At 63.9% G+C, this 25,295-nt stretch carries 25 protein-coding genes and 2 tRNA genes; 17 read left to right on the top strand and 10 right to left on the bottom strand.

Annotation, left to right across the window (positions count from 1 at the left end):
* Positions 1-42: 42 nt before the first annotated feature.
* Genes AC4D1W_RS04385 through AC4D1W_RS04375 form a run of 3 tightly spaced genes read right to left on the bottom strand, consistent with a single transcriptional unit; the run spans position 43 to position 3,018 of the window.
* Positions 43-1,590, bottom strand: a complete 1,548-nt coding sequence (locus AC4D1W_RS04385) for a putative bifunctional diguanylate cyclase/phosphodiesterase (RefSeq protein WP_490897938.1) — start codon at positions 1,588-1,590, stop codon at positions 43-45.
* Positions 1,580-1,954, bottom strand: coding sequence for a DUF7793 family protein (locus tag AC4D1W_RS04380; RefSeq protein ID WP_490889029.1), 375 nt, complete (start codon positions 1,952-1,954; stop codon positions 1,580-1,582). Before AC4D1W_RS04380 ends, AC4D1W_RS04385 begins: the two co-directional genes overlap by 11 nt.
* 20 nt (positions 1,955-1,974) lie before the next feature.
* Positions 1,975-3,018, bottom strand: coding sequence for a hypothetical protein (locus tag AC4D1W_RS04375; RefSeq protein ID WP_490897937.1), 1,044 nt, complete (start codon positions 3,016-3,018; stop codon positions 1,975-1,977).
* Positions 3,019-3,255: 237 nt separating this feature from the next.
* Here AC4D1W_RS04375 and AC4D1W_RS04370 point away from each other — a divergent pair, with 237 nt between their 5' ends.
* Entirely contained in the window at positions 3,256-3,408 is a 153-nt protein-coding gene (locus AC4D1W_RS04370; protein WP_490897936.1) for a hypothetical protein, read from the top strand.
* A 105-nt stretch (positions 3,409-3,513) separates the two neighbouring features.
* Here AC4D1W_RS04370 and AC4D1W_RS04365 read toward each other — a convergent pair whose 3' ends face one another.
* A complete protein-coding gene (locus tag AC4D1W_RS04365; protein WP_490897935.1) occupies positions 3,514-4,542 on the bottom strand; it encodes a hypothetical protein in 1,029 nt (342 codons plus the stop codon).
* A 236-nt stretch (positions 4,543-4,778) separates the two neighbouring features.
* Between AC4D1W_RS04365 and AC4D1W_RS04360 the strand changes: the two genes are divergently transcribed.
* The 8 genes from AC4D1W_RS04360 (at position 4,779) to AC4D1W_RS04325 (ending at position 11,958) form a co-directional block, all read left to right on the top strand.
* On the top strand, positions 4,779-4,922 hold the full coding sequence (locus AC4D1W_RS04360) for a hypothetical protein (protein WP_490897934.1): 144 nt from the start codon (positions 4,779-4,781) through the stop codon (positions 4,920-4,922).
* Positions 4,923-5,021: 99 nt separating this feature from the next.
* Positions 5,022-5,795 (top strand): fumarylacetoacetate hydrolase family protein, encoded by a 774-nt coding sequence (locus AC4D1W_RS04355; protein WP_490897933.1) that lies wholly within the window; start codon positions 5,022-5,024, stop codon positions 5,793-5,795.
* A 47-nt stretch (positions 5,796-5,842) separates the two neighbouring features.
* Positions 5,843-7,342 carry a glutamate--tRNA ligase gene (gltX, locus tag AC4D1W_RS04350; protein WP_490897932.1) on the top strand — a complete coding sequence of 500 codons (1,500 nt, stop codon included), beginning with the start codon at positions 5,843-5,845 and terminating at the stop codon, positions 7,340-7,342.
* Positions 7,332-8,060 (top strand): HAD family hydrolase, encoded by a 729-nt coding sequence (locus tag AC4D1W_RS04345; RefSeq protein WP_490889019.1) that lies wholly within the window; start codon positions 7,332-7,334, stop codon positions 8,058-8,060. Before gltX ends, AC4D1W_RS04345 begins: the two co-directional genes overlap by 11 nt.
* 66 nt (positions 8,061-8,126) lie before the next feature.
* Positions 8,127-8,198, top strand: a tRNA-Gln gene (locus AC4D1W_RS04340).
* A gap of 132 nt (positions 8,199-8,330) precedes the next feature.
* A tRNA-Glu gene (locus AC4D1W_RS04335) sits at positions 8,331-8,403 on the top strand.
* 94 nt (positions 8,404-8,497) lie between these two features.
* Complete coding sequence (locus AC4D1W_RS04330) at positions 8,498-10,303, top strand: dynamin family protein (RefSeq protein WP_490897931.1); 1,806 nt, start codon at positions 8,498-8,500, stop codon at positions 10,301-10,303.
* On the top strand, positions 10,300-11,958 hold the full coding sequence (locus AC4D1W_RS04325) for a GTPase family protein (RefSeq protein WP_490897930.1): 1,659 nt from the start codon (positions 10,300-10,302) through the stop codon (positions 11,956-11,958). Before AC4D1W_RS04330 ends, AC4D1W_RS04325 begins: the two co-directional genes overlap by 4 nt.
* Here the strand turns inward: AC4D1W_RS04325 and AC4D1W_RS04320 are convergent, their stop codons facing one another.
* Together AC4D1W_RS04320 and AC4D1W_RS04315 are read right to left on the bottom strand one after the other, a co-directional pair.
* Positions 11,959-12,489, bottom strand: a complete 531-nt coding sequence (locus AC4D1W_RS04320; protein WP_490889012.1) for a DUF1697 domain-containing protein — start codon at positions 12,487-12,489, stop codon at positions 11,959-11,961.
* Between the two features lie 36 nt (positions 12,490-12,525).
* Entirely contained in the window at positions 12,526-13,245 is a 720-nt protein-coding gene (locus AC4D1W_RS04315; protein WP_490889010.1) for an IclR family transcriptional regulator, read from the bottom strand.
* Positions 13,246-13,360: 115 nt separating this feature from the next.
* On the opposite strand from AC4D1W_RS04315, the gene leuC reads away from it, so the two are divergent.
* The 7 genes from leuC to AC4D1W_RS04280 all read left to right on the top strand — a co-directional run bounded on the left by leuC (position 13,361) and on the right by AC4D1W_RS04280 (position 20,955).
* Positions 13,361-14,833 (top strand): 3-isopropylmalate dehydratase large subunit, encoded by a 1,473-nt coding sequence (gene leuC / locus AC4D1W_RS04310; protein WP_490897929.1) that lies wholly within the window; start codon positions 13,361-13,363, stop codon positions 14,831-14,833.
* Between the two features lie 21 nt (positions 14,834-14,854).
* The gene (gene leuD / locus AC4D1W_RS04305; RefSeq protein WP_490889007.1) at positions 14,855-15,454 is read left to right on the top strand and encodes a 3-isopropylmalate dehydratase small subunit; all 600 of its coding nucleotides are present in this window, start codon (positions 14,855-14,857) and stop codon (positions 15,452-15,454) included.
* Positions 15,455-15,660: 206 nt separating this feature from the next.
* Entirely contained in the window at positions 15,661-17,004 is a 1,344-nt protein-coding gene (murA, locus tag AC4D1W_RS04300; RefSeq protein ID WP_490889005.1) for a UDP-N-acetylglucosamine 1-carboxyvinyltransferase, read from the top strand.
* Between the two features lie 16 nt (positions 17,005-17,020).
* Positions 17,021-17,779 carry a lysophospholipid acyltransferase family protein gene (locus AC4D1W_RS04295; RefSeq protein ID WP_490897928.1) on the top strand — a complete coding sequence of 253 codons (759 nt, stop codon included), beginning with the start codon at positions 17,021-17,023 and terminating at the stop codon, positions 17,777-17,779.
* Positions 17,776-18,801, top strand: a complete 1,026-nt coding sequence (locus AC4D1W_RS04290; protein WP_490897927.1) for an NAD(P)H-dependent glycerol-3-phosphate dehydrogenase — start codon at positions 17,776-17,778, stop codon at positions 18,799-18,801. Before AC4D1W_RS04295 ends, AC4D1W_RS04290 begins: the two co-directional genes overlap by 4 nt.
* Positions 18,789-19,931: a D-alanine--D-alanine ligase family protein gene (locus AC4D1W_RS04285; RefSeq protein ID WP_490898218.1), complete on the top strand. Its 1,143-nt coding sequence runs from the start codon at positions 18,789-18,791 to the stop codon at positions 19,929-19,931. Before AC4D1W_RS04290 ends, AC4D1W_RS04285 begins: the two co-directional genes overlap by 13 nt.
* A gap of 19 nt (positions 19,932-19,950) precedes the next feature.
* Complete coding sequence (locus AC4D1W_RS04280; RefSeq protein ID WP_490897926.1) at positions 19,951-20,955, top strand: LacI family DNA-binding transcriptional regulator; 1,005 nt, start codon at positions 19,951-19,953, stop codon at positions 20,953-20,955.
* Positions 20,956-20,958: 3 nt separating this feature from the next.
* Here AC4D1W_RS04280 and AC4D1W_RS04275 read toward each other — a convergent pair whose 3' ends face one another.
* The 4 genes from AC4D1W_RS04275 to AC4D1W_RS04260 form a co-directional block, all read right to left on the bottom strand.
* Positions 20,959-21,882, bottom strand: coding sequence for an aldose 1-epimerase family protein (locus AC4D1W_RS04275; RefSeq protein WP_490888997.1), 924 nt, complete (start codon positions 21,880-21,882; stop codon positions 20,959-20,961).
* Between the two features lie 36 nt (positions 21,883-21,918).
* Entirely contained in the window at positions 21,919-22,416 is a 498-nt protein-coding gene (locus AC4D1W_RS04270) for a DUF3515 domain-containing protein (RefSeq protein ID WP_490897925.1), read from the bottom strand.
* A 165-nt stretch (positions 22,417-22,581) separates the two neighbouring features.
* Positions 22,582-22,827 (bottom strand): MmcQ/YjbR family DNA-binding protein, encoded by a 246-nt coding sequence (locus AC4D1W_RS04265; protein ID WP_490897924.1) that lies wholly within the window; start codon positions 22,825-22,827, stop codon positions 22,582-22,584.
* 42 nt (positions 22,828-22,869) lie between these two features.
* A complete protein-coding gene (locus AC4D1W_RS04260) occupies positions 22,870-24,120 on the bottom strand; it encodes an MFS transporter (protein WP_490897923.1) in 1,251 nt (416 codons plus the stop codon).
* 157 nt (positions 24,121-24,277) lie between these two features.
* Between AC4D1W_RS04260 and thiL the strand changes: the two genes are divergently transcribed.
* Positions 24,278-25,282, top strand: coding sequence for a thiamine-phosphate kinase (gene thiL / locus AC4D1W_RS04255; protein WP_490898217.1), 1,005 nt, complete (start codon positions 24,278-24,280; stop codon positions 25,280-25,282).
* Positions 25,283-25,295 lie beyond the last annotated feature (13 nt).

Below are 25,295 nucleotides of genomic sequence, written 5' to 3'. Positions count from 1 at the left end.
CGACGGGGGCCGGGCTTCGGTTTCGTCAGCTCCCGCGGGGCGTCAGTGGGAGGACTTCAGCGGAAGGACACTGCCCGAGCGCAGCAGCGCGGTGACATCCGGTTCGGGTAAGGGTCTGCTGAAGTAGTAGCCCTGACCGCTGAGCTCACCGAGGGAGCGAAGGAACTCGGCCTGTTCCTCGGTTTCTATGCCCTCGAAGACAGCCCCAAGGCCCGCTGCCCGTATGAGCTGGAAGACGGCGGCCACAAACTCGGGCTGCCAGGATCCGGTTGCGGGCTCCTGCAGGATGGAGCGGTCCACCTTCACCATGTCGACCGGCAGCTTGCGAAGGTAGCTGATGGACGAATAACCCGTTCCGAAATCGTCAATCTCAATGCACACACCCAACTGCCTGAAGCTGAGCAACGAGTAGGTTTCCACCTCACCGCCGCTGATCAGCGCCGACTCAGTGATTTCGATGACCAGTGAGGGCGGTGGCACGGACATGCGTTTGAGGAGTCCGCGGACAAAGTCCACCATGTCGATCTGGCGCAGCTCGATGGCCGAGATATTGACCCGTACCTGGAAATCCTCCGGGATCAGGAGCGCCGCACGCCAGATCGCGTATTGCTGCAGCGCGGTGGCCATAACCCACCGGTCGAGCTCTGAGATGGCGCCTATCTCTTCTGCGAGCGGGATGAAGGATTCCGGCGAGATCACGCCCCGGGTTGGATGGTCCCAGCGCACCAGGACTTCCACGCCATTGACTGATCCGTCGTCCAGGTTGACCACCGGCTGGTAGTGCACGCACAGTTGGTCCGTCCCGATGGCGTCCCGCAGTTCGGAGGCCATGAGCGTGCGAAGCTGCCGGTTAAAGAGCATCACGGGCTCGAACGTCTTGATGATGCTGCGGCCCTCGTTCTTCGCCGCATACATGGCTGTGTCGGCCTCGTGCAGTAGCGATGCCGCCGTGTGTTCGCCGGTGGCGAGCCGAAGGCCTATGCTCGCGCGGGGGTGCACGCTGAACTCATCCACGTCAATGCTCTTCTCAAGCACTTCCAGTGCACGGTGTGCCACGCTGAGAGCAATTTCCATGGTGGCTTCGGTCACCAGGATGGCGAACTCGTCGCCGCCCAGCCGGGCAACGGTGTCTGTAGCCCGGACTACGCTGCGCAAACGCTCCGCGACTTCGCGCAGGACATCGTCGCCGGCGTCGTGCCCGAAGCGGTCGTTGACGTTCTTGAAGGAATCGAGGTCGAGCAACAGCAGCGCAGGGGGAGGGGCGCCGTCGTGTTGGGCAGTGAGCGACTCCTCGATTTTCTCGACGAGCTCCACGCGGTTGGACAATCCGGTGAGTGCGTCGGTCATTGCCATGCGCTTCATATCCAGATGTGCCTGGTGAAGCATGGCCGTGCGGTTCTCCACGCGTTTCTCGAACTGCCGGTAGACCAGTTCAAGTTCTTCGGCGAGGAGGTTCACCCCGGTGATGACAGCGTCAACGTCATCCCGCGCGGGGGAGGGGGTCATCCGGCTGCTGAGGTCTCCCCGGGACAGCCGCACGATGCCGTTGACCAGCATGGCCAGGCGGGGGTCGCCGTCGTCAGCTGTCATACGTGCGCCCCGTCAACCAGTCAGCGGCGGACTCTTCGTCCCCGAAGTAGCGCGTTGGGCACGGCGGCGGTTCCCCGCCGAGGAGGAAGTTAGCGAGCACCCTGTCCACAGCGCTCGCTCCAACCACCGCAAGCGCCGATGCTGACCGCGAGCGGCTCAGAACGCCGCGTGCCTCGCGGCTGAGCGATGCCACCCCGGTGATCACCAGCAAAACAGGACGGGGGACGCCGGCCGCTTCCGTATGGGCTTGCTCCGCGAACGCACCCGCCACTTCTGCGGTGATGTGTTCGCCCTGCGGCAGCACCAGCCGGATGAAGGAGGCAGGCATCGGTGCATCGGTGGGTATCAGCGAGGGTGCGTTCATGGGAAACCTAGACCGGATGTCTAGGCCTCTGCCTTTCGAACGACCTCGTCGATCAGTGCGCCCACGTGAGCCTCCCGGTCGGGGGCTCCTGATTGCCTGAACAGTTCCTGACTTTTCTCAAGCTGGAACAGGCCCTCAAGCGGGTCCCCGGACCGAGCCAGTGTCTGACCCAGGAGCATGTAGGCTTCCGCCGCGGTCTGGCTTGCAATGAGGGAGGACGCCTCGCAGATCGGCCTGAGCCGCTCGGCGGCGGCGTCGAACTGCTTGGTAAGAAACAGCCAGTGCGCGCGGGTCAGGGACAGCTCAATCTTGTCGCGTTCACTTCCTCCGACGATCGACGCCGCGAGCTCGGCCCGCTCGATGCATTCCAGCGTCTCCGGTTCCACGACGCCGCCGGCCAGGCGAAGCGCAGCGGACGCGCGATTGAACCGCGCCCACAGGTCGAGGTCGTTCGAGGGTGAGAGATGGCTGGCCGCCCGCCGATGGTAGTCGGTTCCGACAGCCGCATCCCGGCGGAGGTACGCCACGTTTCCTATGACCCAGTACGCCTTACCGGCAGTCTGTGAGTTCACTTCGGGGGTGATGAGCTCTGCCAGCCGAAGGCACTCGTTCCAGGCATCATCGATCTGGTCGCTCTCTGCGAGCGCGGCGATGAGGGCGTGTTCGGCACGAATCCGGAGATCAGGCGACCCGGAAGCCTGTTCAGAAGCATCAACTGCTCGGCGCGCCTCAACTACAGCCGCCTCAAGATTGCCACGTCCAATGAGGGTGTCGGCGAGGAAAGTGGAAACTCTGGCCGCCAGGTCAGAGTATCGATGTGTCAGGTGGTGCCCACGAAGCGTCTCCGCGCTCAAAGCGGCCTCCTCGAACAGGCCTTCTTTCTTCAAGCACTCCGCTTGTAGGAACGCCATATTCCAGGAAGCGTTCTCGTCCCCGTTGGCGTCTGCAGCACGCTGTGCCTCAGCAGCGATTTCTCGGGCGGCACCGTAATCCCGCTGAGCCCAGGCGTCGCGGGCGCGCAATTCCAGGAAAACATGATGTCCGGGTTCCGCTGTATTGTTCATGGCCTCGTTCCAACGCTGTGCTCGGATGGGTCCCCGCGGATAATTCTCTCAGAATGATCCGCCAATATTGTCAGTGGTGTGGCAGGAGTTCTTTATTTCTCTAAAAGCGCGAGAAAACTGCGGAAAAGATGAGACAAAAGTGACTGATTTGCTTGAGCCAGATCCATATACTGGGGGTGCTGTGCACCGCAGAAGGCAATTCGTTCTTCTGCGTCCATCAAGTGACAAGGAATAAGTATGAAGAAGGTCTCCGCAACTCTGTTGCTGACTGCGTTGCTTCTGGTTGGGGGCGGCACGGCTGCTCAGGCTGCCAAGAGCGGTAACTGGCCGGACACTACAACGACAACGAAGAGCGGCAACTGGCCGGACAGCACGTACCGGTCTGTTTAGTAATTGCCCGCAATGGTCCGCTTCACTCCGGACTGCAAAGAGGCCGTGGAAGATTGGAAGTCTGATCCAATTCCACGGCCTTTTGCATGCCCGTAGCGCTTTCACTCAGGCTCTCAGTTTGGCCTCAATGTCCCGGACATGCGCTGCCCGGTCCGGCGCGCCGGCCTCGTTGAAGCACTGTTCACTCGTCTCGAAGTGGGCCAGTGCCTCAACCCATTCGCCCCGTGCTGATAGTGCCTGACCGAGGAGCAGGTTTGCTTCTCCCTCGGTTTGCCGGGAAAGAGCCGAGCCCTCCGCGCAAATAGGCCGCAAGCGTTCCACTGCGGCATTGATTTGGCCTGTCAGGAAAAGCCAGTGCGCGCGGGTCAGTGAAAGCTGCAGTTGATCCCGTTCGGTGCCACCCACTATGGAACTGGCTACCTCGGCCCGTTCGATGCACTCAAGGGTCTGCGCATCCACAACACCAGCGGCCAGACGCCGTGAAGCGGATGCGCGGTTGAACCGCGCCCACAGATCCAGGTCGTTGTTGGGAGCGAGATGGTCCGCTGCAAGCCGGTGGAAGCGGGTGCCGTCGTTGACCTGGTGTCGCATGAACGCTACATTCCCGATCACCCAGAATGCCTTACCCGCCGTCTGCCTGTGGATACCCGGCGTGATGTGGGTGGAAAGGTCAAGGCAGGTGCTCCAGGCTTCGTCCAGCCGATCGCTCTCGGCCAGAGCGGCAATGAGCGCGTGGTGCGCCTCTATCTGGAGTTCGGGAGCATCGGGGACGGTGGCCGCGCTTTTCAAGGCGATCGTGGCGCTTTCCACTGCCTGGTCCAGATGTCCTAGGCCCTGCTGGCATACCGCGGCAAGGGTGTGGACGCGTGCCTTGAGTGCTGCGGATTCCAGCGTGAGGCTGTTGATGCTGAGCGCCTCAGCGTATTGGAGGGAGTCATCGAGGGACCCTTCCTCGCGTAGGCACTCGGCCTGAAGAAACGTCATATTCCACCAGGCATGGTGATCTTCGGTCTGCGCCGCGAGTACCACGGCGGCTGCCGCGAGTTGTCTCGCAGCAGGGTAGTCGCGCTGACTCCACGCTTCACGCGCCCGCAGCTCACGCATCACCAATTCACCCGACTGCTGGGCTGCCACGTTTCCCCCTTTTTCTTGAGGTTGTGCCGGACGGGCGGGGGATTCCCGGCGGATCCGACGTGACTGTCCCTGAGTTTATGCGTAAAGGCGCGGTTGAAACAGGGGCCGTGGAAGAACAGGAAGCAAAGAACGGAAACTGATCCGGGGGCCTGAGGGTGTTGCATATCACAACCGCTTCGTATACTGAATCAATCTGGTGTCAGAGCCTCGGCACTCCTAACTCAAAGGAACCCGTTATGAAAAGACTCTCCGCAGTTCTGTTGCTTACGGCGGCCCTGGCACTGGGAGGCGGCTCTGCGGCTGTAGCCAAGGACAAAGCGAGCGCACCGAAAACGGGCGTTGTCACCTATGGCATCCTGATCGACGATTGGCCTCACTGACAGTTACTAATGAAGCACGGTTTAGAGACCGCTCGGAGGACTCCGGTCCTTCGAACGGTCTCTCGCGTTTTCGGGTTGGGTCTGTACTAGCCTAGGTCCATGCGTATCGCCCGTTTTGTGCTCAATGATGATCCAGCGTTTGGCCTTGTTGAAGGACGTGAGGGGGAGGAAGAGGTAGCCGTCATCAGCGGCGACCCGTTCTACGGGGGTGTCCAGCCCACCGGGGCGCGCCACAAGCTTGAGGACGTTCGGCTGCTGGCTCCCGTGATTCCCCGCAGCAAAGTTGTCGGCATTGGCCGGAACTACGCCGATCATGCCGCCGAACTGGGCAACGAGGTGCCGCCCGCTCCGCTGATGTTCCTGAAGCCCAACACTTCGGTTGTCGGTCCCGGGGACCCGGTTGTCCTTCCTTCCTTCTCCGAGGAAATCTCCTACGAGTCAGAGCTCGCAGTCATCATTGGCCGAATCTGCAAGGACGTGCCTGTTGATCGCGTCGATGACGTCGTGTTCGGTTACACCTGCGCCAATGACCTCACAGCCCGTGACATCCAGCGAACGGACAACCAATGGGCCCGGGCAAAAGGGTTCGACACCTCCTGCCCGATCGGGCCGTGGATCGAAACGGAACTCGACACTGAGAACCTTGCCGTACGCGGCTGGCTGGACGGCGAACTCAAGCAGGACGGCTCCACCAGCCAGATGATCTGGGGCGTGAAAGAGCTCGTTTCCTACGTCTCCCAGGCCTTCACGCTTCTGCCTGGCGACATCATCCTCACGGGCACCCCAGCCGGGGTCGGCCTTATCACGGAGGGCCAGCGGTACGAAGTGGAAATCGAAGGAATCGGACGGCTTTCCAACCCCGTCCGCCGCTAGCTTCCCTGCCGGAGCGCTGACAGCCGGACAGTAGACTGGGGTCCATCATGACTACTGCTGATCTCCCCACCGTCACGCCCGAAACTCCCGTTCGCGTCCGCTTCTGTCCCTCTCCAACCGGTGTGCCGCACGTCGGATTGATCCGTACCGCCCTGTTCAACTGGGCGTACGCACGGCACACTGACGGAAAAATGATCTTCCGGATCGAGGACACGGATGCCGCCCGCGATAGTGAGGAAAGCTACGGGCAACTTCTCGACGCGCTGAAATGGCTCGGTATCGACTGGGACGAGGGCGTCGAAGTTGGCGGGCCGCACCAGCCCTACCGTCAGTCCCAGCGGAGTGGGATCTACCAGGACGTCATCTCAAGGTTGGTCTCCGCCGGCCACCTCTACAAGTCCTACTCCACACCGGACGAGGTTGAGGAGCGGCACAAGGCAGCGGGACGGGATGTGAAGCTCGGATACGACAATTTCGACCGCGATCTCACTGAGGAGCAGAAAGCTGCCTATGAAGCGGACGGCAGGCAGGCGGTCCTGCGTCTGCGCATGCCGGAAGAGGACATTACCTTCACGGACCTTGTGCGCGGGGATATCACTTTTGCTGCCGGGAGCGTTCCGGACTTCGCAGTAGTACGGGCGAACGGTGCTCCGCTCTACACGCTCGTGAACCCCGTTGATGACGCGCTGATGGGCATCACACATGTGTTGCGTGGTGAGGACCTCCTCTCCTCGACGCCGCGCCAGATAGCGCTGTACCGCGCGCTCATCGATATTGGCGTCGCCCGTTACATGCCGCTATTCGGCCACCTCCCGTACGTGATGGGCCAGGGCAACAAGAAGCTGTCCAAACGGGACCCGGAATCAAATCTCTTCCTGCACCGCGAGCGCGGCTTCATCCGTGAGGGTCTGCTCAACTACCTCTCGCTGCTGGGCTGGTCACTGAGTGCTGACGAGGACATCTTCACCGTCGAGCAGCTTGTTGAGAAGTTCGACGTCCATGACGTTCTCGCCAACCCGGCACGCTTCGATGTCAAGAAGGCCGAAGCGATCAATGGTTCCCACGTGCGTCTGCTGGACCCGGAGGACTTCCGGATGCGACTCGTTCCGTATCTGCACTCCGCAGGTTTGCTGGGCCAGACGACCAGCCCTCGCGAACTGGCGATCCTTACGGAGGCTGCGCCGCTCATCCAAGAACGAATCACCCTGCTCGGGGAGGCTCCCGAGATGCTCGGTTTCCTGTTCAGGGCGGACAACGAGATCGAGGTCGCTGAAGACGCCCGCAAGGGCCTGCCTGCGAACTACCAGGAGGTCCTTGATGCTGCCCTGCGCGCTCTTGAGCCGGTTCAGGACTGGAACGCTGAGTCCATCCAGGCGGCACTGCGTGCAGCCCTCGTCGATGAACTGGGACTGAAGCCGCGCGTCGCTTTCGGGCCCGTGCGCACAGCGGTTTCCGGACGCAAGATCTCACCGCCCCTGTTCGAGTCCATGGTCATTCTCGGCAAGGAATCATCGCTGGCTCGGGTGAGGTCGCTGCGTGAACAGTGAGTCCGCTCTGCCGGCTATCCAAGGCGTGCTGTTCGATATTGACGACACGCTGGTGGACCTCGCCACAGCGATGGGGCGCACGCTCCATCACATCGGCGCTGAGACGCTTGCGCACCTCAGCGAGGCGGAGTGGATCGAATACAAGGATCTGTATACGCGGGACCCGCTCGGCTACTACGAACAGTTTCTCGCCGGGAAGCTGACCTTCACGGAACAGCGCATCCACCGTGCGCGGCATGCCCAGGCATCGTTCATCGCCGACCCCCTTGAGGGTGAAGCTGCAGTGCGGTGGAACAACGCGTACGAGGCCATACTGCCGCTGCACTTTGAACCCTACGACGACGTCGTTCCTGTCCTTGACGAGCTGGACCTGCAGGGAATTCCGTACGGTGCCGTCAGCAACAATGTGCACGACTATCAGCGGGCCAAGCTGGACAAGGCCGGACTGCAGCGGGTTGCAGCGCTCGTTGGAATAGATGCGGTCGGGGTGGCCAAACCCGACCCGGCGATTTACCTGGAAGGCGCCCGGCGGCTTGGCACCGACCCCGCGTGCACCCTCTATGTGGGCGATAACCTCGTGTTGGACGCTGAGGGAGCGGACGCAGCCGGTCTGATCGGCGTCTGGTTGGACCGTCGCGGCGGTCAGGATGACGGTTTCTCAGTCCGCCGGATTACTGCTCTGGACGACGTTTTGCGAATCGTGCAGGGAATCCGGTAAAGTCGTATCTCGGCGCGGACGGGGTTGACCTGCTGCGAAGCAAGGAAAACCGCCGAAAAGTGCCATTGGGGTATGGTGTAATTGGCAACACATTGGTTTCTGGTACCAACATTCTAGGTTCGAGTCCTGGTACCCCAGCGCTGTAGAAACAGCAAAAATTGAGCGGATCGCCACGTCGGCATCATGGTTCGAATCAATTTGGCTCACAGCATCGGATGTGAAAGAATCATCTAGCTTGTTTGACGGGAAACCGGCAAACAACATAGTACTGGCCCCATCGTATAGCGGCCTAGTACGCTGCCCTCTCACGGCGGTAACGCGGGTTCGAATCCCGCTGGGGTCACAAAGATTCCGCCTCAATCGGTCACGGTTGGGGCGGAATTTTCGTTTAATCGGTCAATCCCCGCCGAATCCTCGGGAACTGGCATGATGGGACCATGGATGCCTCGCTGCCCGACGCCGATGCTGCGGGGCTTGCCGAGCTGCTGGGCAGCGTACGCAAAACGCTCACCAGCCTCACGTTCCCCCTGGAGTCTCCGGGTGCTACTGAAGCCCGGCGTGAAACGCACGCCGCCGCAGCGCAACTCGATGACTACATCCTGCCCCGCATCAAGAGCCTGGACGCGCCGCTGCTGGCCGTAGTGGGCGGGTCCACCGGAGCCGGCAAGTCCACGCTCGTCAACGCCCTTGTAGGACACCCGGTTACGCGGTCCGGAGCGATCAGACCCACCACCCGGCAACCGATCCTGCTGCACCACCCTGCTGAAGGACACTGGTTCGCAGGCGACCGCGTGCTGCCGTCGCTGGCTCGGCAGCGCGCCGTCGTCGTTAGCGCGGAAGCGCAGACCGTACCGGCGTCGCAGATCTCTTCCTCGAACGACGCCGGCGGAGCAGCTGCGTTGCTGCTGCAGCCGGACCCAACAATTCCCCTTGGGCTGGCACTGCTGGATGCGCCGGACATCGACTCAATTGCTGATGAGAACCGCCGCCTCGCCTCACAGCTGCTCGCGGCAGCTGACCTGTGGCTGTTCGTCACCACAGCCAACCGCTATGCCGACGCCGTTCCCTGGCATCTGCTCAGGGAAGCAGCTCAGCGGGACATCCTGCTCGCCGTCGTGCTGGACCGTGTTCCACACGGCGTCGAAGAGGAGATTCGGGCGGACCTGCATACGCTGCTCGCCGCCGAGGAGCTTGGACACGCGCCCATCTTCGTGATCCCTGAGGAACGGTTGGACCCGCTCGGCATGTTGCCGCCCGAGAGCGTTGACCCGCTGCGGCGTTGGCTGGGTGCCATCGCCGCCGACGCTGAGGGACGGCGGGAGATCGCCCGGCGTACCCTCGAGGGCGCACTGCGCGCACTGGGGCACAGGGTGGCGAAGGTGGCAGATGCAGTAGACCGGCAGGCAGAGACTGCTGCGCGGCTCGACGGAGCGGCACACGAGTCTTACGAAACCGCCCTCGATGCCGTCCTCGAATCAACCAAGGACGGCACCCTCCTGCGCGGAGAGGTGCTGGCCCGCTGGCAGGACTTCGTCGGCACGGGGGAATTCATGCGGGGTCTCGAATCAACGGTTGGACGCATTCGTGACCGCATCGGCGGCTTCCTCACCGGGAAACCGCCGCGCGCAGTTACTGTGGAAAACGCCATCGAGACCGGGCTTCAAACCGTGATCGTGGAGGAAGCGGCGAAAGCTGCGGACCGGACGGAACGGCAATGGCGTGCCGAGGCCGCCGGACGCGCACTGCTGGAACCTGGAACTCCGGTCATGTCGCCGGACTTCACCGATACGGTCGCCCGCGAAATCCGTGCCTGGCAGAAGGATCTGCTGGACCTTGTCCGCTCCGAGGGCGAAGACAAGCGATTCGCAGCCCGGATGCTCTCCTTCGGCGTCAACGGTGTTGCCGTGGCGCTCATGATCGTGGTGTTCGCTTCCACGGCGGGGCTCACCGGAGGGGAAGTGCTCATCGCCGGCGGGTCCGCGGTTGTCGGCCAGAAACTCCTTGAGGCGATCTTCGGCGAGGAAGCAGTCCGTCGGCTTACCAAGACCGCCCGCATGCAGTTACAGGAGCGGTGCGAAAGACTCATGGCCGCCGAGCGCGGGAGCTTTACCGACAGGCTTCAGGTTCTGGCGGACGAACCGTCGTCGCAGGATCTGCGCGCGCTGGCAGTCAACCTTACGGAACGGCGCTCGGTAGCGGAAGACTTGCGCAATGAAGCTCCTGCGCCGGAGGGCAGCCAGTGAGCCGTCACCGCGGGGAGGCATCATCCTCCCGATTGCAGGTCCGGCTGGAGGCGCTGAACACCGCTCGCGAACTCGCTGAGGGGCGGGTGGATGAACATCAGCTCGGGGCGGTCTACGACGTGCTGGACCGCGCCAGCTCGCGCAGATCGCTCTCGTCGGCACACACCGTTGTCGGCATTTTCGGGCCCACCGGGAGCGGAAAGTCCTCCCTGCTGAACGCGCTCACGGGCGCCGACCTTGCCCATGTCGCGGCACGCCGACCGACAACCGCCGAACCCCTCGCCGTGATCTGGGGCGAGGACGGCAGCGCAGACCTGCTCGACTGGCTGCAGGTGCAGAACCGCCACGTGATGCCGGATGGGTCGCCCCTGCTCGCCGTGTCCAGCAACGGTCACCGCCCGAATCGGAACGGTTCCGCCGATGGCGGGCTTATCCTGCTCGACCTTCCTGATTTCGATTCCACTGCGCTTGGCCACCGTGCGATCGTCGAACGGCTCGCCGGGCAGGTGGATGTGCTGCTCTGGGTCACAGACCCCCAAAAGTACGCGGATGCCGCGCTTCACCGCGAGTTCCTGGAGCCGCTGGCAACGCATGAGGCCGTCATCCTCGTTGCGCTGAACCAGTCTGACCGCCTCTCCGCGCAGGACCTCACGCAGGTAACCGGGTCACTCAAGCAGATCCTTGCCTCGGAGGGGCACGGTTCTGCGGTGGTGCACTCGATCTCCGCTGTCACCGGTACCGGGCTGGCTGGGCTGGCGGAGGAAGTTCGTGCGATTGTGCGCCGGAAGGAAGCTGCAACCGGACGCTTGTCGGCGGACGTCGATGTGGCCGTCGAGTCCCTGCGGGAATTCACCGGACCGGAACTTCCGCCGCCGTCGAAAGCGGCGCGCAGTGCGCTCTCGGACCGGTTGGCAGGCGCGACCGGCGCCGATGCGGTGATTGACGCCGTCGTGCGTTCCTATCGCCGTGATGCGCACGCGGTGACAGGGTGGCCCGTGACGCGATGGCTCGGGAACCTCCGTGCCGATCCGCTGCGGCGCCTGAACCTCAGGCGCAGCGATGTGCAGGACTTCGTGGGCCGGACCTCCCTTCCCGAGCCGGGTCCCGCCCAGCGGGCGTCCGTGGACCGCGCGTTGCGGACGTTCGGTGAAGAGCTTTCGAGCGGGGCGGTGGAACCGTGGCAGACGGCCATCCGGGATTCAGCGAGGAGCCCCGAGCCGGAGCTGCTCGAGCGCCTGGATGAGGCCGTTGCCCGCACCGATTTCACCTCCGGATCCCGTGCCTGGTGGTGGCCGGTCGCCGGTGTGCTCCAGTGGCTGTTCCTCGCTGCGATGGTCGTTGGCATCGGGTGGTTGGCGCTGCTGGCCGGCCTCGGATTCCTGCAGTTCCCGGTTCCCGAATCACCGACGGTCGAGGGGATCCCTGTCCCCACGCTCCTCGCGGTCGGGGGAGTGGCCGCGGGCATAGCGCTCGGCATCCTGTGCGCCGGCCTGGCCCGCCTCGGCGCCCGCCGGCGAGGAAAACGCGTACGACGGCGCCTGGTTGGCTCGATCACGGAGACCACGGAAGCTGTGGCGGTTGGACCGGCCGCCGCCGAGATCGAGCGCTATAACAACTTCGTTCGGGCGGTTGAGGCTGCACGTTCCCGCCGGTAGTCAGGCTCGGAGGGCGACGAGCACCTTCTGAAGTGTCCGAAGGTTACGGGTGGTTGTTGCACTCTTGAAACGGGCCCGGTTGGTGAATGCGTTGAGCGGGCTATCAAGCGTGCTCCCCTTCGGTGATTGCCAGGCCGCGGCGATCGTTCCCAGCCTGTGGATCGGTTCGTCGATGGAACGAGCCAATTCGACCATTTCAGTGAGCACCGCGGGGTCCGAGAAGAGCGTGAGGTAAGTGTGGGTGGCAGGGTCGTCCGCGGGAAAAGGGCAACCGGCCACAATGGTTTGTACGGTGTCCGCCTCCAGCACCACGACCCAGGCTTCATATCCGAAGCGCTCCCTCAGGGCATCTTCGCTCTGGGATTTCAGATCGGCCGCCGTGAGGTCACTGCTACAGACCACATTCCCTGATGCCAGCAACGTCTGCACGTCCGACACCGGGAGTGCACCGAAGGTCTCCCGTAGGTCTGCGGACCTGATGGTGATCCCGCCGACGTTGACGCCCCGAAGAAATACCGCGTACCTGGTCACGGGGCCAGCCTATTGGGCGACGTCCACCAACACCTGCTATTCGGCTGACTTGCTGATCGCGTTGGTCAGTTGCAGGGCGGCGTTCACCACGACCTCGGCGTGGATTCTGCCGGGCTGGCGGGTGAGACGCTCGATCGGTCCGGAGATCGACACCGCACCAATCACGCGTCCGGAAGGCCCGCGCACCGGGGCCGAGACCGACGCAACCCCGGCCTCACGTTCGCCGAGACTCTGTGCCCAGCCGCGCCGTCGTACTCCGGCAAGGACAGTGGGGGTGAACCGGGCGTTCTGAAGACCCTTGAGCAGCCGGTCATGGTCTTCCCAGGCGAGCAGGCACTGCGCAGCGGATCCTGCCCTCATGGACAACTGTGTGCCGACCGGAATGGTGTCGCGGAGACCGATCGGGCGTTCAGCGGAGGCGACGCAGACGCGCGCATCGCCCTGACGCCGGAAGAGCTGGGCACTTTCTCCGGTCGCATCGCGTAGCTGGAGCAGGACCGGACCGGCGGACGCAATCAGGCGGTCCTCGCCGGCGGCCGAAGCAAGCTCAACGAGGCGGCTCCCCAGGACGAAGCGCCCCTGGATATCCCGGCTGACGAGACGGTGGTGGACGAGTGCTTGGGCAAGCCGGTGCACGGTTGGGCGGGCGAGCCCGGTTGAGGTAACCAGCTGGGCGAGCGTGGTTGGTCCGGCCTCCAATGCGTCAAGCACAAGTGCTGCTTTATCAATCACGCCGACACCACTAGAATTGTCCATAGACTGATATTGCCGTCTCATTATCTGAGACGCAAGTATCTGGACTAGCGCGGATCGCCGCGCTCCTGCTTCAGTTATTGAAAGATCTGATCGAAGGCACGCGGAGGAACCGGCCATGGGCAAGACGCTCGCAGAGAAAGTCTGGGAATCGCACATTGTGCGCAAGGGTGAGGTCGTCAACGGCCAGGCCGAGCCCGATGTGCTCTACATTGACCTGCACCTCGTCCATGAGGTCACGTCGCCGCAGGCGTTCGAAGGCCTCCGGCTGGCCGGCCGCAAGCTGCGGCGGCCCGATCTCACGATCGCCACCGAAGACCACAACACTCCGACGATCGATATCGACCGTCCCATAGCCGACCCCACCAGCCGGACGCAGATCGAAACCCTGCGGGCGAACTGCAAGGAGTTCGGAGTGCGGCTGCACTCACTGGGTGACGCACAGCAGGGCATCGTGCACATCATCGGCCCACAGCTCGGCCTGACGCAGCCCGGCCTCACCGTGGTGTGTGGAGACTCGCACACCTCCACACACGGTGCTTTCGGAGCGCTGGCGATGGGCATCGGTACGTCCGAGGTGGAGCACGTCATGGCTACTCAGACGCTCCCGCTGACCCCGTTCAAGACCATGGCGATCAACGTCGAGGGCACTCTCAAGCCGGGCGTCACCTCGAAGGACATCATCCTGGCCGTCATCGCCAAGATCGGTACCGGCGGCGGGCAGGGCTACGTGCTGGAATACCGCGGCTCCGCCATTCGGGCATTGTCCATGGACGCACGGATGACCATCTGCAATATGTCGATCGAAGCCGGTGCCCGTGCCGGCATGGTCGCGCCGGATGAGACCACCTTTGAATTCCTCAAGGGCCGCCCGCACGCGCCGGAGGGCGCGGACTGGGACGCCGCCGTCGAGAACTGGCGCACGCTGCGTACCGACGACGACGCGACCTTCGACGCCGAAGTCTTCCTGGATGCCAATGAGCTGGAGCCCTTCGTCACCTGGGGAACCAATCCCGGACAGGGCGTGTCACTCAGCCAGGCCATTCCTTCCCCGGACGATTTCGCCGATGAGAATGAAAAGGCTGCGTGCCAGCGCGCGCTTGACTACATGGCGCTCGAAGCCGGTACACAGATGAAGGACATCCGGGTGGACACCGTCTTCCTGGGCTCCTGCACCAACAGCCGGGTCGAGGACCTGCGTCTTGCCGCGGACATCATCCGCGGTCGGCAGAAAGACCCGAACATCCGCATGATGGTGGTCCCGGGCTCCGCCCGGGTGCGTCTGGAAGCCGAAGCAGAGGGCCTGGACAAGGTTTTCAAGGATTTCGGCGCCGAATGGCGCTTCGCCGGCTGCTCGATGTGTCTGGGTATGAACCCGGACCAGTTGGCGCCGGGGGAGCGGTGCGCGTCGACGTCGAACCGCAACTTCGAAGGCCGGCAGGGCAAAGGAGGGCGTACCCACCTGGTCTCTCCAGTCGTTGCCGCAGCCACCGCCGTACGCGGAACCCTGAGCTCACCCTCGGACCTGGATCCCGTACCGCCGGGCGCTGCGCTGCCCGCTGAGAACGGCTCCACAAGCCACGCTGCCTGATTCGGGCAAGAGGAGAACACCATGGAAAAGATCAGCACGCACACCGGGATCGGTGTTCCACTGCGGCAGAGCAACGTGGATACCGACCAGATCATCCCCGCCGTCTACCTGAAGCGGATCACCCGCACCGGATTCGAAGACGCCCTGTTCGCAGCGTGGCGTAAGGATGAAAACTTCATCCTTAATAGGGAGCCGTTCAACCGCGGCTCCGTGCTGGTTGCGGGACCGGATTTCGGCACAGGTTCCTCCCGTGAGCACGCTGTCTGGGCGCTGAAGGACTTCGGGTTCAGGGCGGTGATCTCGTCCCGGTTCGCGGACATCTTCCGCGGCAATTCCGGGAAGCAGGGGCTTGTGGCGGCCCAGGTGGCCCAGGATGACATCGAACTGATCTGGAAAGAGCTCGAGAACCACCCGGGCACAGAGATCACCGTGGACCTCGAGTCCCGCCTGGTGACGTGCGGCTCCATCGTTGCCACGTTCCAGATCGATGACTACACGCGCTGGCGCCTTCTGGAGGGACTCGATGACATCGGGCTGACCCTCCGACACGAGGAGGACATCACTGCCTACGAGGCCGAACGCCCAAGCTTCAAACCCAAGACGCTGCCCGTCCGCACCTAGACTCCAACACCGGTGCAAGGAAAATCACTCGCTACACCGGAATTCTGGGCTGAACCCGGCCGTTTGAACTACCTGTCGGGATCATAACGATCCAACACGATCCCGCTCGGGGGCCGTCGGTATTTCAGTCTGGTAACAGTAGCTCCTATGCTTAGCAAGGGTCTTATCTGCTGTTGGGGCTTACACGTTGAAGGAAATAGGTGTTCATGGGTAGCGTTCTGACAATCCGTGGTGGTGTCCCCCTTGCAGGCAAGGTGACCGTCCGCGGCGCCAAGAACCTGGTGCCGAAAGCAATGGTTGCGGCGCTGTTGGGAAGTGCACCTTCGGTGCTGAGGAACGTCCCTGAAATCAAGGACGTTGACGTCGTGACCAGCCTTCTGAAGCTGCACGGCGTCGAGGTGGCCAAGGATCCGGTGACGGGCGATCTCACCATGGATCCCGCCAACGCCATGATGGCGGCGTCCAAGGATATCGACGCCCACGCCGGTGATTCCCGCATCCCTATTCTTTTCTGCGGCCCTCTCATGCACAGCATCGGCGAGGCTTTCATCCCTGATCTGGGTGGATGCAAGATCGGTGACCGTCCCATTGATTACCACCTGCAGGTGCTGCGGAACTTCGGCGCCGTCGTGGACAAGCGCCCCGGCGGTATCTCCATCTCCGCTCCGAAGGGCCTTCACGGCGCCAAGCTGGAGCTCCCGTACCCGAGCGTCGGCGCCACCGAGCAGGTACTGCTGACAGCTACCCGCGCCGAGGGCATCACCGAACTGAGCGGTGCCGCTGTGGAGCCGGAGATCATGGATCTCATTGCCGTGCTGCAGAAGATGGGCGCCATCATCACAGTGCAGACGGACCGCACCATCCGCATCGAGGGTGTGGACAAGCTCAGTGGCTTCAACCACAAGGCCATCTCCGACCGCAACGAGACGGCGTCGTGGGCGTCAGCTGCGCTCGTCACCCGTGGTGACATCTACGTTGAAGGCGCCCGTCAGCTGGACCTCACCGCCTTCCTGAACACCTACCGCAAGATCGGTGGGGCGTTTGATGTGAACGACGACGGCATCCGCTTCTACCACCCGGGCGGGAAACTATCGCCGCTGGTGCTTGAGACGGACGTCCACCCGGGCTTCATGACCGACTGGCAGCAGCCGCTGGTCGTTGCACTCACCCAGGCTGAAGGCGTATCGATCGTGCACGAGACCGTGTATGAAAACCGGTTCGGTTTCACCGACGCGCTGGTCCGCATGGGCGCCAACATCCAGGTGCACCGTGAATGCCTCGGCAGTGTTCCGTGCCGTTTCGGTCAGCGGAACTTCTCGCACTCCGCCGTGATCTCCGGTCCGGTGCAGCTGCACGGAACCGACATCGACGTGCCGGATCTGCGCGGTGGCTTCAGCCACCTCATCGCCGCACTGGCAGCGAACGGAACGTCCCGTGTCACCGGCATCGAGCTGATCAACCGCGGCTACGAGCGGTTCCAGGGCAAGCTTGAGGGACTCGGCGCGGACTTCGACATCGCCGAATCCTCAGAGCCGGGAACCGGCCGCTAAGCGCGGCCGCATCAGCATGACGGAACCAGTCTCCTCCCGCGCCACGTTCGCGGTCCTCGCGGCTTTCATCCGGCCGCTCATGAATGCCCTGATGGCCAAGAAATGGAGCGGAGCCGAGAACCTTCCGCGCGACACCGGCTTCATTGTCTGCCCCAACCACGTCACCGAGATCGATCCGATAGTGATTGCGCACTTCCTTTACAACAACAAGGTGATGCCACACTTTCTCGCGAAAGCCTCGCTGTTCGAGGTCCCCGTGATGGGCACAGTGCTGCGCGCCACACTGCAGGTGCCGGTGGAACGCACGACGGCGGGAGCTAACCACTCGCTCGATGTCGCCAAAGAGGCCATTGAGGGCGGCGGCGGAATCATCATCTACCCCGAGGGCACGCTGACCCGTGACCCGAACATGTGGCCTATGAAGGGCCGGACCGGAGCAGCGCGGCTGGCCCTGCAGACCGGCGCGCCGGTTGTGCCCATTGCGCATTGGGGTGCGCAGGAGGTGTTCCCGCGGTACGCGAAACGGCTGTATCTGTTCCCGCGCAAGAGATCCCGCGTACTTGTCGGGAAGCCGGTAGACCTGTCTGATTTCCGGGGCGGCCCCATCACGCGCACCACGTTGGACGCAGCGACCACCCGCATCATGGACGCGCTTACTGAGCTTGTTGCCGAGCTACGCGGCGAAACGCCGCCCACGGAGCGGTGGGACCCCACCGCACGAAAGCAGAAGCAGACGGGCAGGAACTTCGAGTCCCCCGCGGGTGAGGGTCAGTGACGCGTCGGCCACCCGCCGTCGTTGCCGTGCTGGGGGCCGGCAGCTGGGGGACCACCTTCGCCAAGGTGCTCGCGGACGCGGGTGCGCGTTACGGCACCCAGGTGCGGCTGTGGGCGCGTCGTCAGGAAATCGCTGATGAAATCAATACCCGCCACACCAACGGCCGTTACCTCGCGGACACGGTATTGCCGGACAACATCCGGTGCTCCGCCGACGTCGCGGCGGTTCTTGACGGCGTCGAGCTCGTGGTCATTGCCGTTCCCGCGCAGTCCCTCCGGTCCCAGCTCTCAGCCTGGAAACCGCTGATCTCGCCTGACGCCGTCGTCGTTTCGCTCATGAAGGGCCTGGAAGTCGGCACGGATGACCGCATGAGCCAGGTCCTGGCCCAGGAGCTCGGCCTGCCCGCGGACCGCATCGCAGTGGTCTCCGGCCCTAACCTTGCCATGGAGATTGCACGCCGCGAGCCGACCGCCTCGGTGGTGGCCTGCCCGGACGCCGAGGTAGCCACGTGGGTTGCCGCGGCCTGCACCGCCACGTACTTCCGCCCCTACACCAACACCGACGTGGTGGGTGTGGAAATCGGCGGCATCGTGAAGAACGTGATTGCACTGGCCGTAGGTATCTGCGAGGGCAAGCAGATGGGGGACAACACCAAGGCCTCTGTCATCACGCGCGGGCTCACCGAGACAACCCGTCTGGCCGTTGCGCTGGGAGGCGAACCCGAAACCATGTCGGGACTCGCCGGCATGGGAGACCTGATCGCCACCTGCTCCTCACCGCTCTCGCGCAACCACACCGCCGGCAGGCTCCTGGGACAGGGACTCACCCTGGACGAGGTCACAACCCACATGAACCAGACCGCCGAGGGCATCAAATCCGCGCAGGCTGTGGCTGATCTCGCGCGCCAACTCGATGTCTATATGCCGATAACGGATAGTGTTGTTGCCGTACTTCAGGGAAACCTGTCCGTACATGACCTTGGCCCGCGACTGCTGGCCCGCGAACTGAAATCCGAAGGCTAACTGTGACCTCATCTGCGAAGCCCCGCGTCCTTGTGCTTTTCGGTGGGCGTTCGAGCGAACATGCCGTCAGCTGCGTGACCGCTGCGGGCGTGCTGGACGCAATCGACCGGAACAAGTACGACGTCGTTCCGGTGGGCATCGCGAAGAACGGCCAGTGGTCACTTGTCTCCTCCGACCCCTCCCAGTGGTCGCTGCGCTCCACCGTGCTTCCGGAAGTCCCCGTGTCATCGGAGCCGGTGGTACTGGCGACGGCGTCCGACGGCGGAACGGCGCAGGAACTTGTTGCAACTGCCTCCGAGCAGCTGCCCCGCAGCCTCGGCGCGGTGGACGTTGTACTGCCGCTGCTGCACGGTCCCTTTGGTGAGGACGGCACCCTGCAGGGCATGCTCGAGATGGCTGACGTGCGCTACGTCGGTGCGGGCGTGCTCGCGTCCGCAGTCGGGATGGACAAGCACTACATGAAGGTGGTGTTCGCCGCCGCCGGGCTCACGGTCGGACCTTACGAGGTCATTACTGACCGGGACTGGGCTCGTGACCGTTCAGCATGCCTTGACCGCGCCGCGAAGCTGGGCTTCCCCGTCTTCGTCAAGCCGGCCCGCGCCGGCTCTTCCATGGGCATCTCCCGGGCGACCTCACCGGCGGAACTGGAGACCGCTGTGGAAACTGCACGGGCCTTCGACCCGAAGGTGATCGTCGAAGCCGGAATTGTTGGGCGTGAGATCGAGGTCGCCGTCTTGCAGGGCCGCGGAACGGAAGCGCCACGGACGAGCCTGCCCGGAGAGATTGCGGTCCAGCCCGGTGAACACGAATGGTATGACTTCGAGGCGAAGTACGTTGACGGTTCCGCGGCCGAGCTGAGCTGCCCCGCCGACCTCCCGCCCGCTGTGACGGACAAGGTCCGGGAGCTCGCTACCCGCGCTTTCGACTCTCTCGGTACGGAAGGGCTCTCCCGGGTCGACTTCTTCTACACACCTGCCGGTGATCTCATCATTAACGAGATCAACACCATGCCGGGGTTCACACCCATCAGCATGTACCCGCAAATGTGGGCCAAGTCAGGACTGACCTACACGGAGCTGATCGACGAACTCATCGAGTTGGCGCTGCATCGCAGGACGGGCCTGCGTTAAGCGCGGCAGGCACCAATCGATGACAGAGCCGAAGCGGGCAACCCTACAGGACATCGCCCGGGCGGCGGGGCTTTCCAAAGCAGCCACGTCCTACGCGCTGCGTGGGCTCCGTGGGTCGGAGCAGACGGTTGCCCGAGTCCAGGCCATTGCCAAGGAGATGGGATGGACGGCGGATCCGGTAGCGCGGGCCCTCGCGGGCGGCCGGAGCGGCAACGTGGCGATCATCGGATCCTTGGGAGACCTCTGGCGGCAGGGCCTCGCGGTGATGCTGTCGGAAGCACTGCACGACCAGGCCATGTTCTCGGCCATCGCTGACGTGGACACATCGCCGGAACGTGAGCAGAACGCGCTGCGCACGCTCGCGACCCGCCGGGTTGACGCCGCAATAGTGTTTCCCGTGGACCCGTCCGCCCTGTACTGGGCCGACGTGCCGGAACGGATCCGGCTGGTGTCGGTCGGTGACGCGCTGCTTCACCGCCCGGTTGCCCGTACTGTTCTTTTCGACAACGAGTTCGGGATTAGCAGTGCCCTTGGTCACCTCGCCGAACTGGGGCATCGTTCGGTCGGGCTGCTGGCGCCGTCGTTGCCGTCGACGCCGGGGCGCCCTGCGCAGCTGCTGGTGGAAAAACTGGGCGCGGACATGGGGCTGAGCGTTGCCGTGGCGCCGTCGACGTCGTCGGTAGCTGGAGCGGCAGAGGCGGCAACCGTCCTTCTCGCCCGGCCGGAGCGTCCGACGGCGTTGCTATGCCTGAGCGACTCACTCGCTTTTGGTGCCTACCGGGCGGCCCGGTCCCTCGATCTGTCCATCCCCGGGGACGTCTCGATCATGGGGTTCGATGACAGCGAGATGGCCCCGCTCGTCAGCCCCGGGCTCACCACCTTCGGCTGGGACGAGTCGGCCATCGTGGCGGCCGCCATCGAGTCCGTCGTGAATGAAGACGTCCCGGCATCGGTCTCGTTTCGTCCCGAGTTCCTGGTCCGCGGCTCCACCGGCTCCTGCCACACGCCGCCGGGGACTCCGTAGGGGCTATAGCGCGTGAATGCGCCACCCCACCGAATGGCTGTCCCCGGGCTCCAGGACGATCAGGTCTGTCCCGGAGTTGAACGCGTCCGGCGGACACGTCATGGGTTCGGCTGCAAGGCCTAGCCGCGACACCGCCGGGTTCGGCTTGTCCGCGGTGTGGATCTGTACCCACGTGCATGACTCGTCGAAGGTGATGGCCGCGCCGCGGCCGTCTGCTGCGTGCACCGAAACGGTGGCGGCGCCGTCGTCGTACGTGATGTCCGTGTAGGCGTGGTCAACGAAAGTATCCCCGATGAGACGCGGTTCACGGAAGTCAAAGTGCGACGACGTCACGCCGGTGAGCTCTGTGGGGATCAGCCGGTCTTCGGTCACCTGCAGGACCGTTGACGCGGGGACCTGCAGTGTCCAGTCATCCACGAGTCCCTCGCCGGCGACGAGGTATGGGTGCGCCGATGCGCCGTAGGGGGCTGCGGAGGGTCCTGGGTTCGCGGCGGTGATCGTCGTCGCGAGGCCGTCGTCGTCGAGCGTGTAGAGCACTTCAACCTCGAGGCGGAACGGGTAGCCCTTCTGCGGGATGACCGAGGCCGCCAAACGGACCGCGGCAGAAGACTGATCGACCAGTGTCCAGTCCACCCAGCCGAGCAGGCCGTGGATGGCGTGGGAGCGCTGTGGCTCGGTCAGCGCGAGCTGATGCGACTCACCGTTGAAGGAGTACTTGCCGTCCACCACCCGGTTTGGCCAGGGCACCAGCACCGCACCCCGGAAGGACGGCCGAATTTCCCCGGCGTCATAGGGCACCACGAGGTCGCGGTCCTCATGGCGGAGGTAGCGCAGGGTCGCTCCAACGCTGGCGATCGACGCCGTGTAGGGACCGTGCTGGAGGGTGTACTGGGTACCGGACAGGGGAGTGGAATCGGTAGTTTTCATCGAGCCCCAGTGTAGAACGTGAGAACGACGGCGGTGCTAGCTGTCCGTGGGCAAGTCCACCGTGTCGTTCAGACTCAAACATTTTTCTGTCTGCTCGACCTGCGAGACCGCACCGCCGAGATCGACCAGAACCGTGCTGGAAGCGACCTGGTTGGGGTCGAAAAGAACCTCGACGGCCGGGTTGCGGCCGTAGGTTACGGCCGTCCAGATATCCGTCTCCGTGGATTCCTGGATGATCCAGTCGACGTCGTTCACTGAGGCGCACGCATCGGTGGTGGGTCCGGGGACCTCGACTCCGCACCTGAGGACCACCTGCGACGGGTCACCCCACGCCGCCGTGGCCTGGCTGTTCGTTTCCCGCAGGTCGTTTCCCGCAACCTGTTCCGGCAAAGCGACCATGACGTTGGCGCACGCCGGGTTGACGGCATCCGGAGCCGCATCAACATCGACGATGGGGGAGCAGGCACTCAGCGATGCCACGAGCAGCACACCGGAGCCGGAGGCGCGGACGAAAGCGTGCAGTTTCAAAGGCATGGATTAAAGCCTAGCGGGCGCTGCGGCGGCACCCGTTCCGGGTGGACCGGGGCGAGGACGCGCCGGACGCCTGAGCCGCATCCAATAGGCGAGGGACTACCTCTTGGCCAGCCGGCCACCGGCGAGCAGGAACGAATCCTCAAGCAGTTCGTTGAGCTCCTCCAGCTAGAGCCGGGGCAGCCGGGTGAGGACCAGTTGTGGCGACCTCTCGTGATGCGGCGTCCAGAAGTAGGTTTCCGGGTCGGAGCCCGCGAGAGCATCGCGCTCCCGGGCTTTTACGGTCAGCACTCCCGGTTCCCAGATGCGGGCCATCAGGGTCCTGGCGAACCAGGCGGGTTGACCCCAACTGGGTCGTTCCACGACGTCCGGCAGCGAGAGGCAGATCCGCCGCACGTCAGTTTCGGTGACCATACCCTACTTTCCCACCGCTGGGAGGCGCAAGGCTAGAAGACTTCAGGATTCGACGTCGGACGCGTCTATTGCCCTGTCTGTGAGGATCGGCATAAGGGCCAGCAGGGCAAGCGTGAGCACGCCCATTATGCCGAACATCGCCTGCAGTCCCAGCCACTGCGCAAGAAGGCCGCCGGCTGCGGCGCCCAGCGGCATGATGCCCCACGCGAGCAGGCGATACGCGCTGTTCACGCGTCCCAACAGCCGGTTCGGTGTGATGCGTTGCCTCAGGGATACGGTGATGACGTTCCAGAGCATGACCAGCATGCCGCCGATGAAGAACACGAACCCGAGGATGTAGGGATTGTCGGTGAGCGCGGGTGCTCCGACGAAGAAGGAACCACCAAGGATCGTCAGGCCGAGGGACCTGGACCGTCCCAGCTTCCGTTCGGCCCATTCCGAGATGAAGGAGCCGAGAAAGGCGCCGAGCGCAGAGGTGGTGAGCAGCACTCCGAAACCCACTTCGGAAAGCTGCATGGCTGACGACGGACCGACGGCAAACAGGACAAAGAGGGCAAAGGCTGCACTGGAAGCAAAATTGAAGGTTCCCGTCATCACGGCGAGTGTCCGCAGGATCTTCTGGTTCCAGAGGAACCGCAGGCCTTCGGCGACGTCGTACCGCAGGGTGGTTTTCTCTTCGCGTTCGATGCGGAAGCTTCCGCGTACCAGGAACAGGGCGCCGACGGCGGCCAGCCACAGCGCAGCGGGAACGGCGAATCCACCGATGACTCCGGCTGCGACGAGCAGTCCGCCCAGAGGAGGGCCAATGAATTGGTTGGTTGCGAGTTCGACGGCGTAGAGCCGTCCGTTCGCCCGTGAAAGCTGATCGCGGTGGACCAGCTGCGGCATGATCGACTGCGCGGACGTGTCGTAGAGGGTTTCAGCTACTCCCACCAGGAGCGCCGTGACGTAAAGCGCCCAGATGGACCCGAGGTCAAGGAGGATGACTCCGATGAGCAAGACGGGCAACGCGGCGCGGGTGAGGTTGGCTACGAGCATGAGCCGGCGGCGGTCCAGCCGGTCCGCCAGTGCGCCGGCCGTCAACGCGAAGAGCAGCCATGGAAGCGTAGCGACGAAGGTCAGTCCTGCAATCAGTGTGGGCGACTGGGTGAACTGAATCGCGAGCAGTGGCAGCGCGATCTTGAAGACGCCGTCGGCAAGGTTGGAGAGGCCGGAGGAGGTCCACAGCTTCCAGTAGGAGGCGCCGAGCGGTGCCCGGACCCGATCGTTGACCTTAACTGAGTCGCTTGCCATGTGTGAACAGTCCCACAGTGATTGGGGAAACTCAAGGGGGCTTCTGGAGGTGCTGGTGGCTGACGAAGTGGCAGGGCGAGGAACGTGCAGTCCAGTGGCTCTCAAAGCTGCCGCTGATGATCACTTAAATGTCCTTTCCGGCAAGTACGGTGGAACCATGCCACTCACCGTTGCCCACTTGAGCGAGGCTGCCCTGCTGCAGCGCATCCTGCCACGCCTCGGGGGAGGGCACAGTGGTTCTGAGGGGGTCCTCCTAGGGCCCGGCGACGACGCGGCCCTAATAGCCGCTCCGGACGGCAGGGTGGTGGTTTCCATCGACACCCAGGTCCAGGACATGGACTTTCGGCTGCAGTGGCCCAGTGGGTACCGAACCACGGGGTTCGACGTCGGGTGGAAGGCTGCCGCCCAGAATCTCAGCGACATCAATGCCATGGGCGGCCGCCCCACCTGCCTGGTGGTCAGCCTTACCCTGCCCGGAAGTACAGAGGTTTCCTGGGTCGAGGATCTCGCTGACGGTCTCACCGCAGCGATCCGTAAACTGGGCGCCTCCACCTGCGCAGTGGTCGGTGGTGACCTCGGACGGGGGACGGAAATCTCAGTCACCGCGGCCGCCACCGGTTCCCTGGATGGGCGCCTCCCGGTGGTCCGGTCCGGTGCGCAACCAGGGGACGTCGTTGTGCTCGCCGGCACGGTAGGGCGCGCAGCAGCTGGGTTGGCGCTGCTGGAGTCCGCCCATGACTACAGTTCGCTGGGAGCTGAACATCGCGAACTGATCGACTTGCAGTGCAGGCCGTGTCCGCCGCTGCACGCGGGCCCAGCCGCGGCTGGCGCCGGAGCAAGCGCGATGATGGATATTTCCGACGGCCTGGTGCGGGACGCGCATCGCCTCGCCTCCGCCAGTTCAGTACGGATCGACTTCGACCCGGCAGCTCTCCGACGCCTTGCCGGACCGCTGGCACCGGCCGCTGATCTGCTGGCTATAGACCCCCTTGAATGGGTCCTCGGCGGCGGGGAGGACCACGGGCTGCTGGCCGCGGTTAACCCAAACGTTATGCCGCTGGCGGGCTTCACTGCGGTAGGCTCGATAGAGGCCGGACTTGCCGAAGTGACCGTCGGGTCACAGTCTCCAGCCACCGTGGGATGGGATCACTTTGCAGACTAAAATCACCGCAAAC

The organism is Arthrobacter sp. TJ-170 (assembly GCF_058269305.1).
The sequence above is the reverse complement of the archived record's forward strand: the minus strand, read 5'-3'. Positions and strand labels throughout refer to the sequence as shown.

Coding starts and splice junctions, on each gene's coding strand:
- gltX (WP_490897932.1), top strand. CDS start 5,843: ATGACTACTGCTGATCTCCCCACCGTCACGCCCGAAACTCCCGTTCGC.
- AC4D1W_RS04265 (WP_490897924.1), bottom strand. CDS start 22,827: ATGGTCACCGAAACTGACGTGCGGCGGATCTGCCTCTCGCTGCCGGAC.
- AC4D1W_RS04385 (WP_490897938.1), bottom strand. CDS start 1,590: ATGACAGCTGACGACGGCGACCCCCGCCTGGCCATGCTGGTCAACGGC.
- AC4D1W_RS04380 (WP_490889029.1), bottom strand. CDS start 1,954: ATGAACGCACCCTCGCTGATACCCACCGATGCACCGATGCCTGCCTCC.
- AC4D1W_RS04260 (WP_490897923.1), bottom strand. CDS start 24,120: ATGGCAAGCGACTCAGTTAAGGTCAACGATCGGGTCCGGGCACCGCTC.
- AC4D1W_RS04355 (WP_490897933.1), top strand. CDS start 5,022: ATGCGTATCGCCCGTTTTGTGCTCAATGATGATCCAGCGTTTGGCCTT.
- murA (WP_490889005.1), top strand. CDS start 15,661: ATGGGTAGCGTTCTGACAATCCGTGGTGGTGTCCCCCTTGCAGGCAAG.
- AC4D1W_RS04280 (WP_490897926.1), top strand. CDS start 19,951: ATGACAGAGCCGAAGCGGGCAACCCTACAGGACATCGCCCGGGCGGCG.
- AC4D1W_RS04275 (WP_490888997.1), bottom strand. CDS start 21,882: ATGAAAACTACCGATTCCACTCCCCTGTCCGGTACCCAGTACACCCTC.
- AC4D1W_RS04330 (WP_490897931.1), top strand. CDS start 8,498: ATGGATGCCTCGCTGCCCGACGCCGATGCTGCGGGGCTTGCCGAGCTG.
- leuC (WP_490897929.1), top strand. CDS start 13,361: ATGGGCAAGACGCTCGCAGAGAAAGTCTGGGAATCGCACATTGTGCGC.
- leuD (WP_490889007.1), top strand. CDS start 14,855: ATGGAAAAGATCAGCACGCACACCGGGATCGGTGTTCCACTGCGGCAG.
- AC4D1W_RS04370 (WP_490897936.1), top strand. CDS start 3,256: ATGAAGAAGGTCTCCGCAACTCTGTTGCTGACTGCGTTGCTTCTGGTT.
- AC4D1W_RS04315 (WP_490889010.1), bottom strand. CDS start 13,245: ATGGACAATTCTAGTGGTGTCGGCGTGATTGATAAAGCAGCACTTGTG.
- AC4D1W_RS04270 (WP_490897925.1), bottom strand. CDS start 22,416: ATGCCTTTGAAACTGCACGCTTTCGTCCGCGCCTCCGGCTCCGGTGTG.
- thiL (WP_490898217.1), top strand. CDS start 24,278: ATGCCACTCACCGTTGCCCACTTGAGCGAGGCTGCCCTGCTGCAGCGC.
- AC4D1W_RS04375 (WP_490897937.1), bottom strand. CDS start 3,018: ATGAACAATACAGCGGAACCCGGACATCATGTTTTCCTGGAATTGCGC.
- AC4D1W_RS04295 (WP_490897928.1), top strand. CDS start 17,021: ATGACGGAACCAGTCTCCTCCCGCGCCACGTTCGCGGTCCTCGCGGCT.
- AC4D1W_RS04360 (WP_490897934.1), top strand. CDS start 4,779: ATGAAAAGACTCTCCGCAGTTCTGTTGCTTACGGCGGCCCTGGCACTG.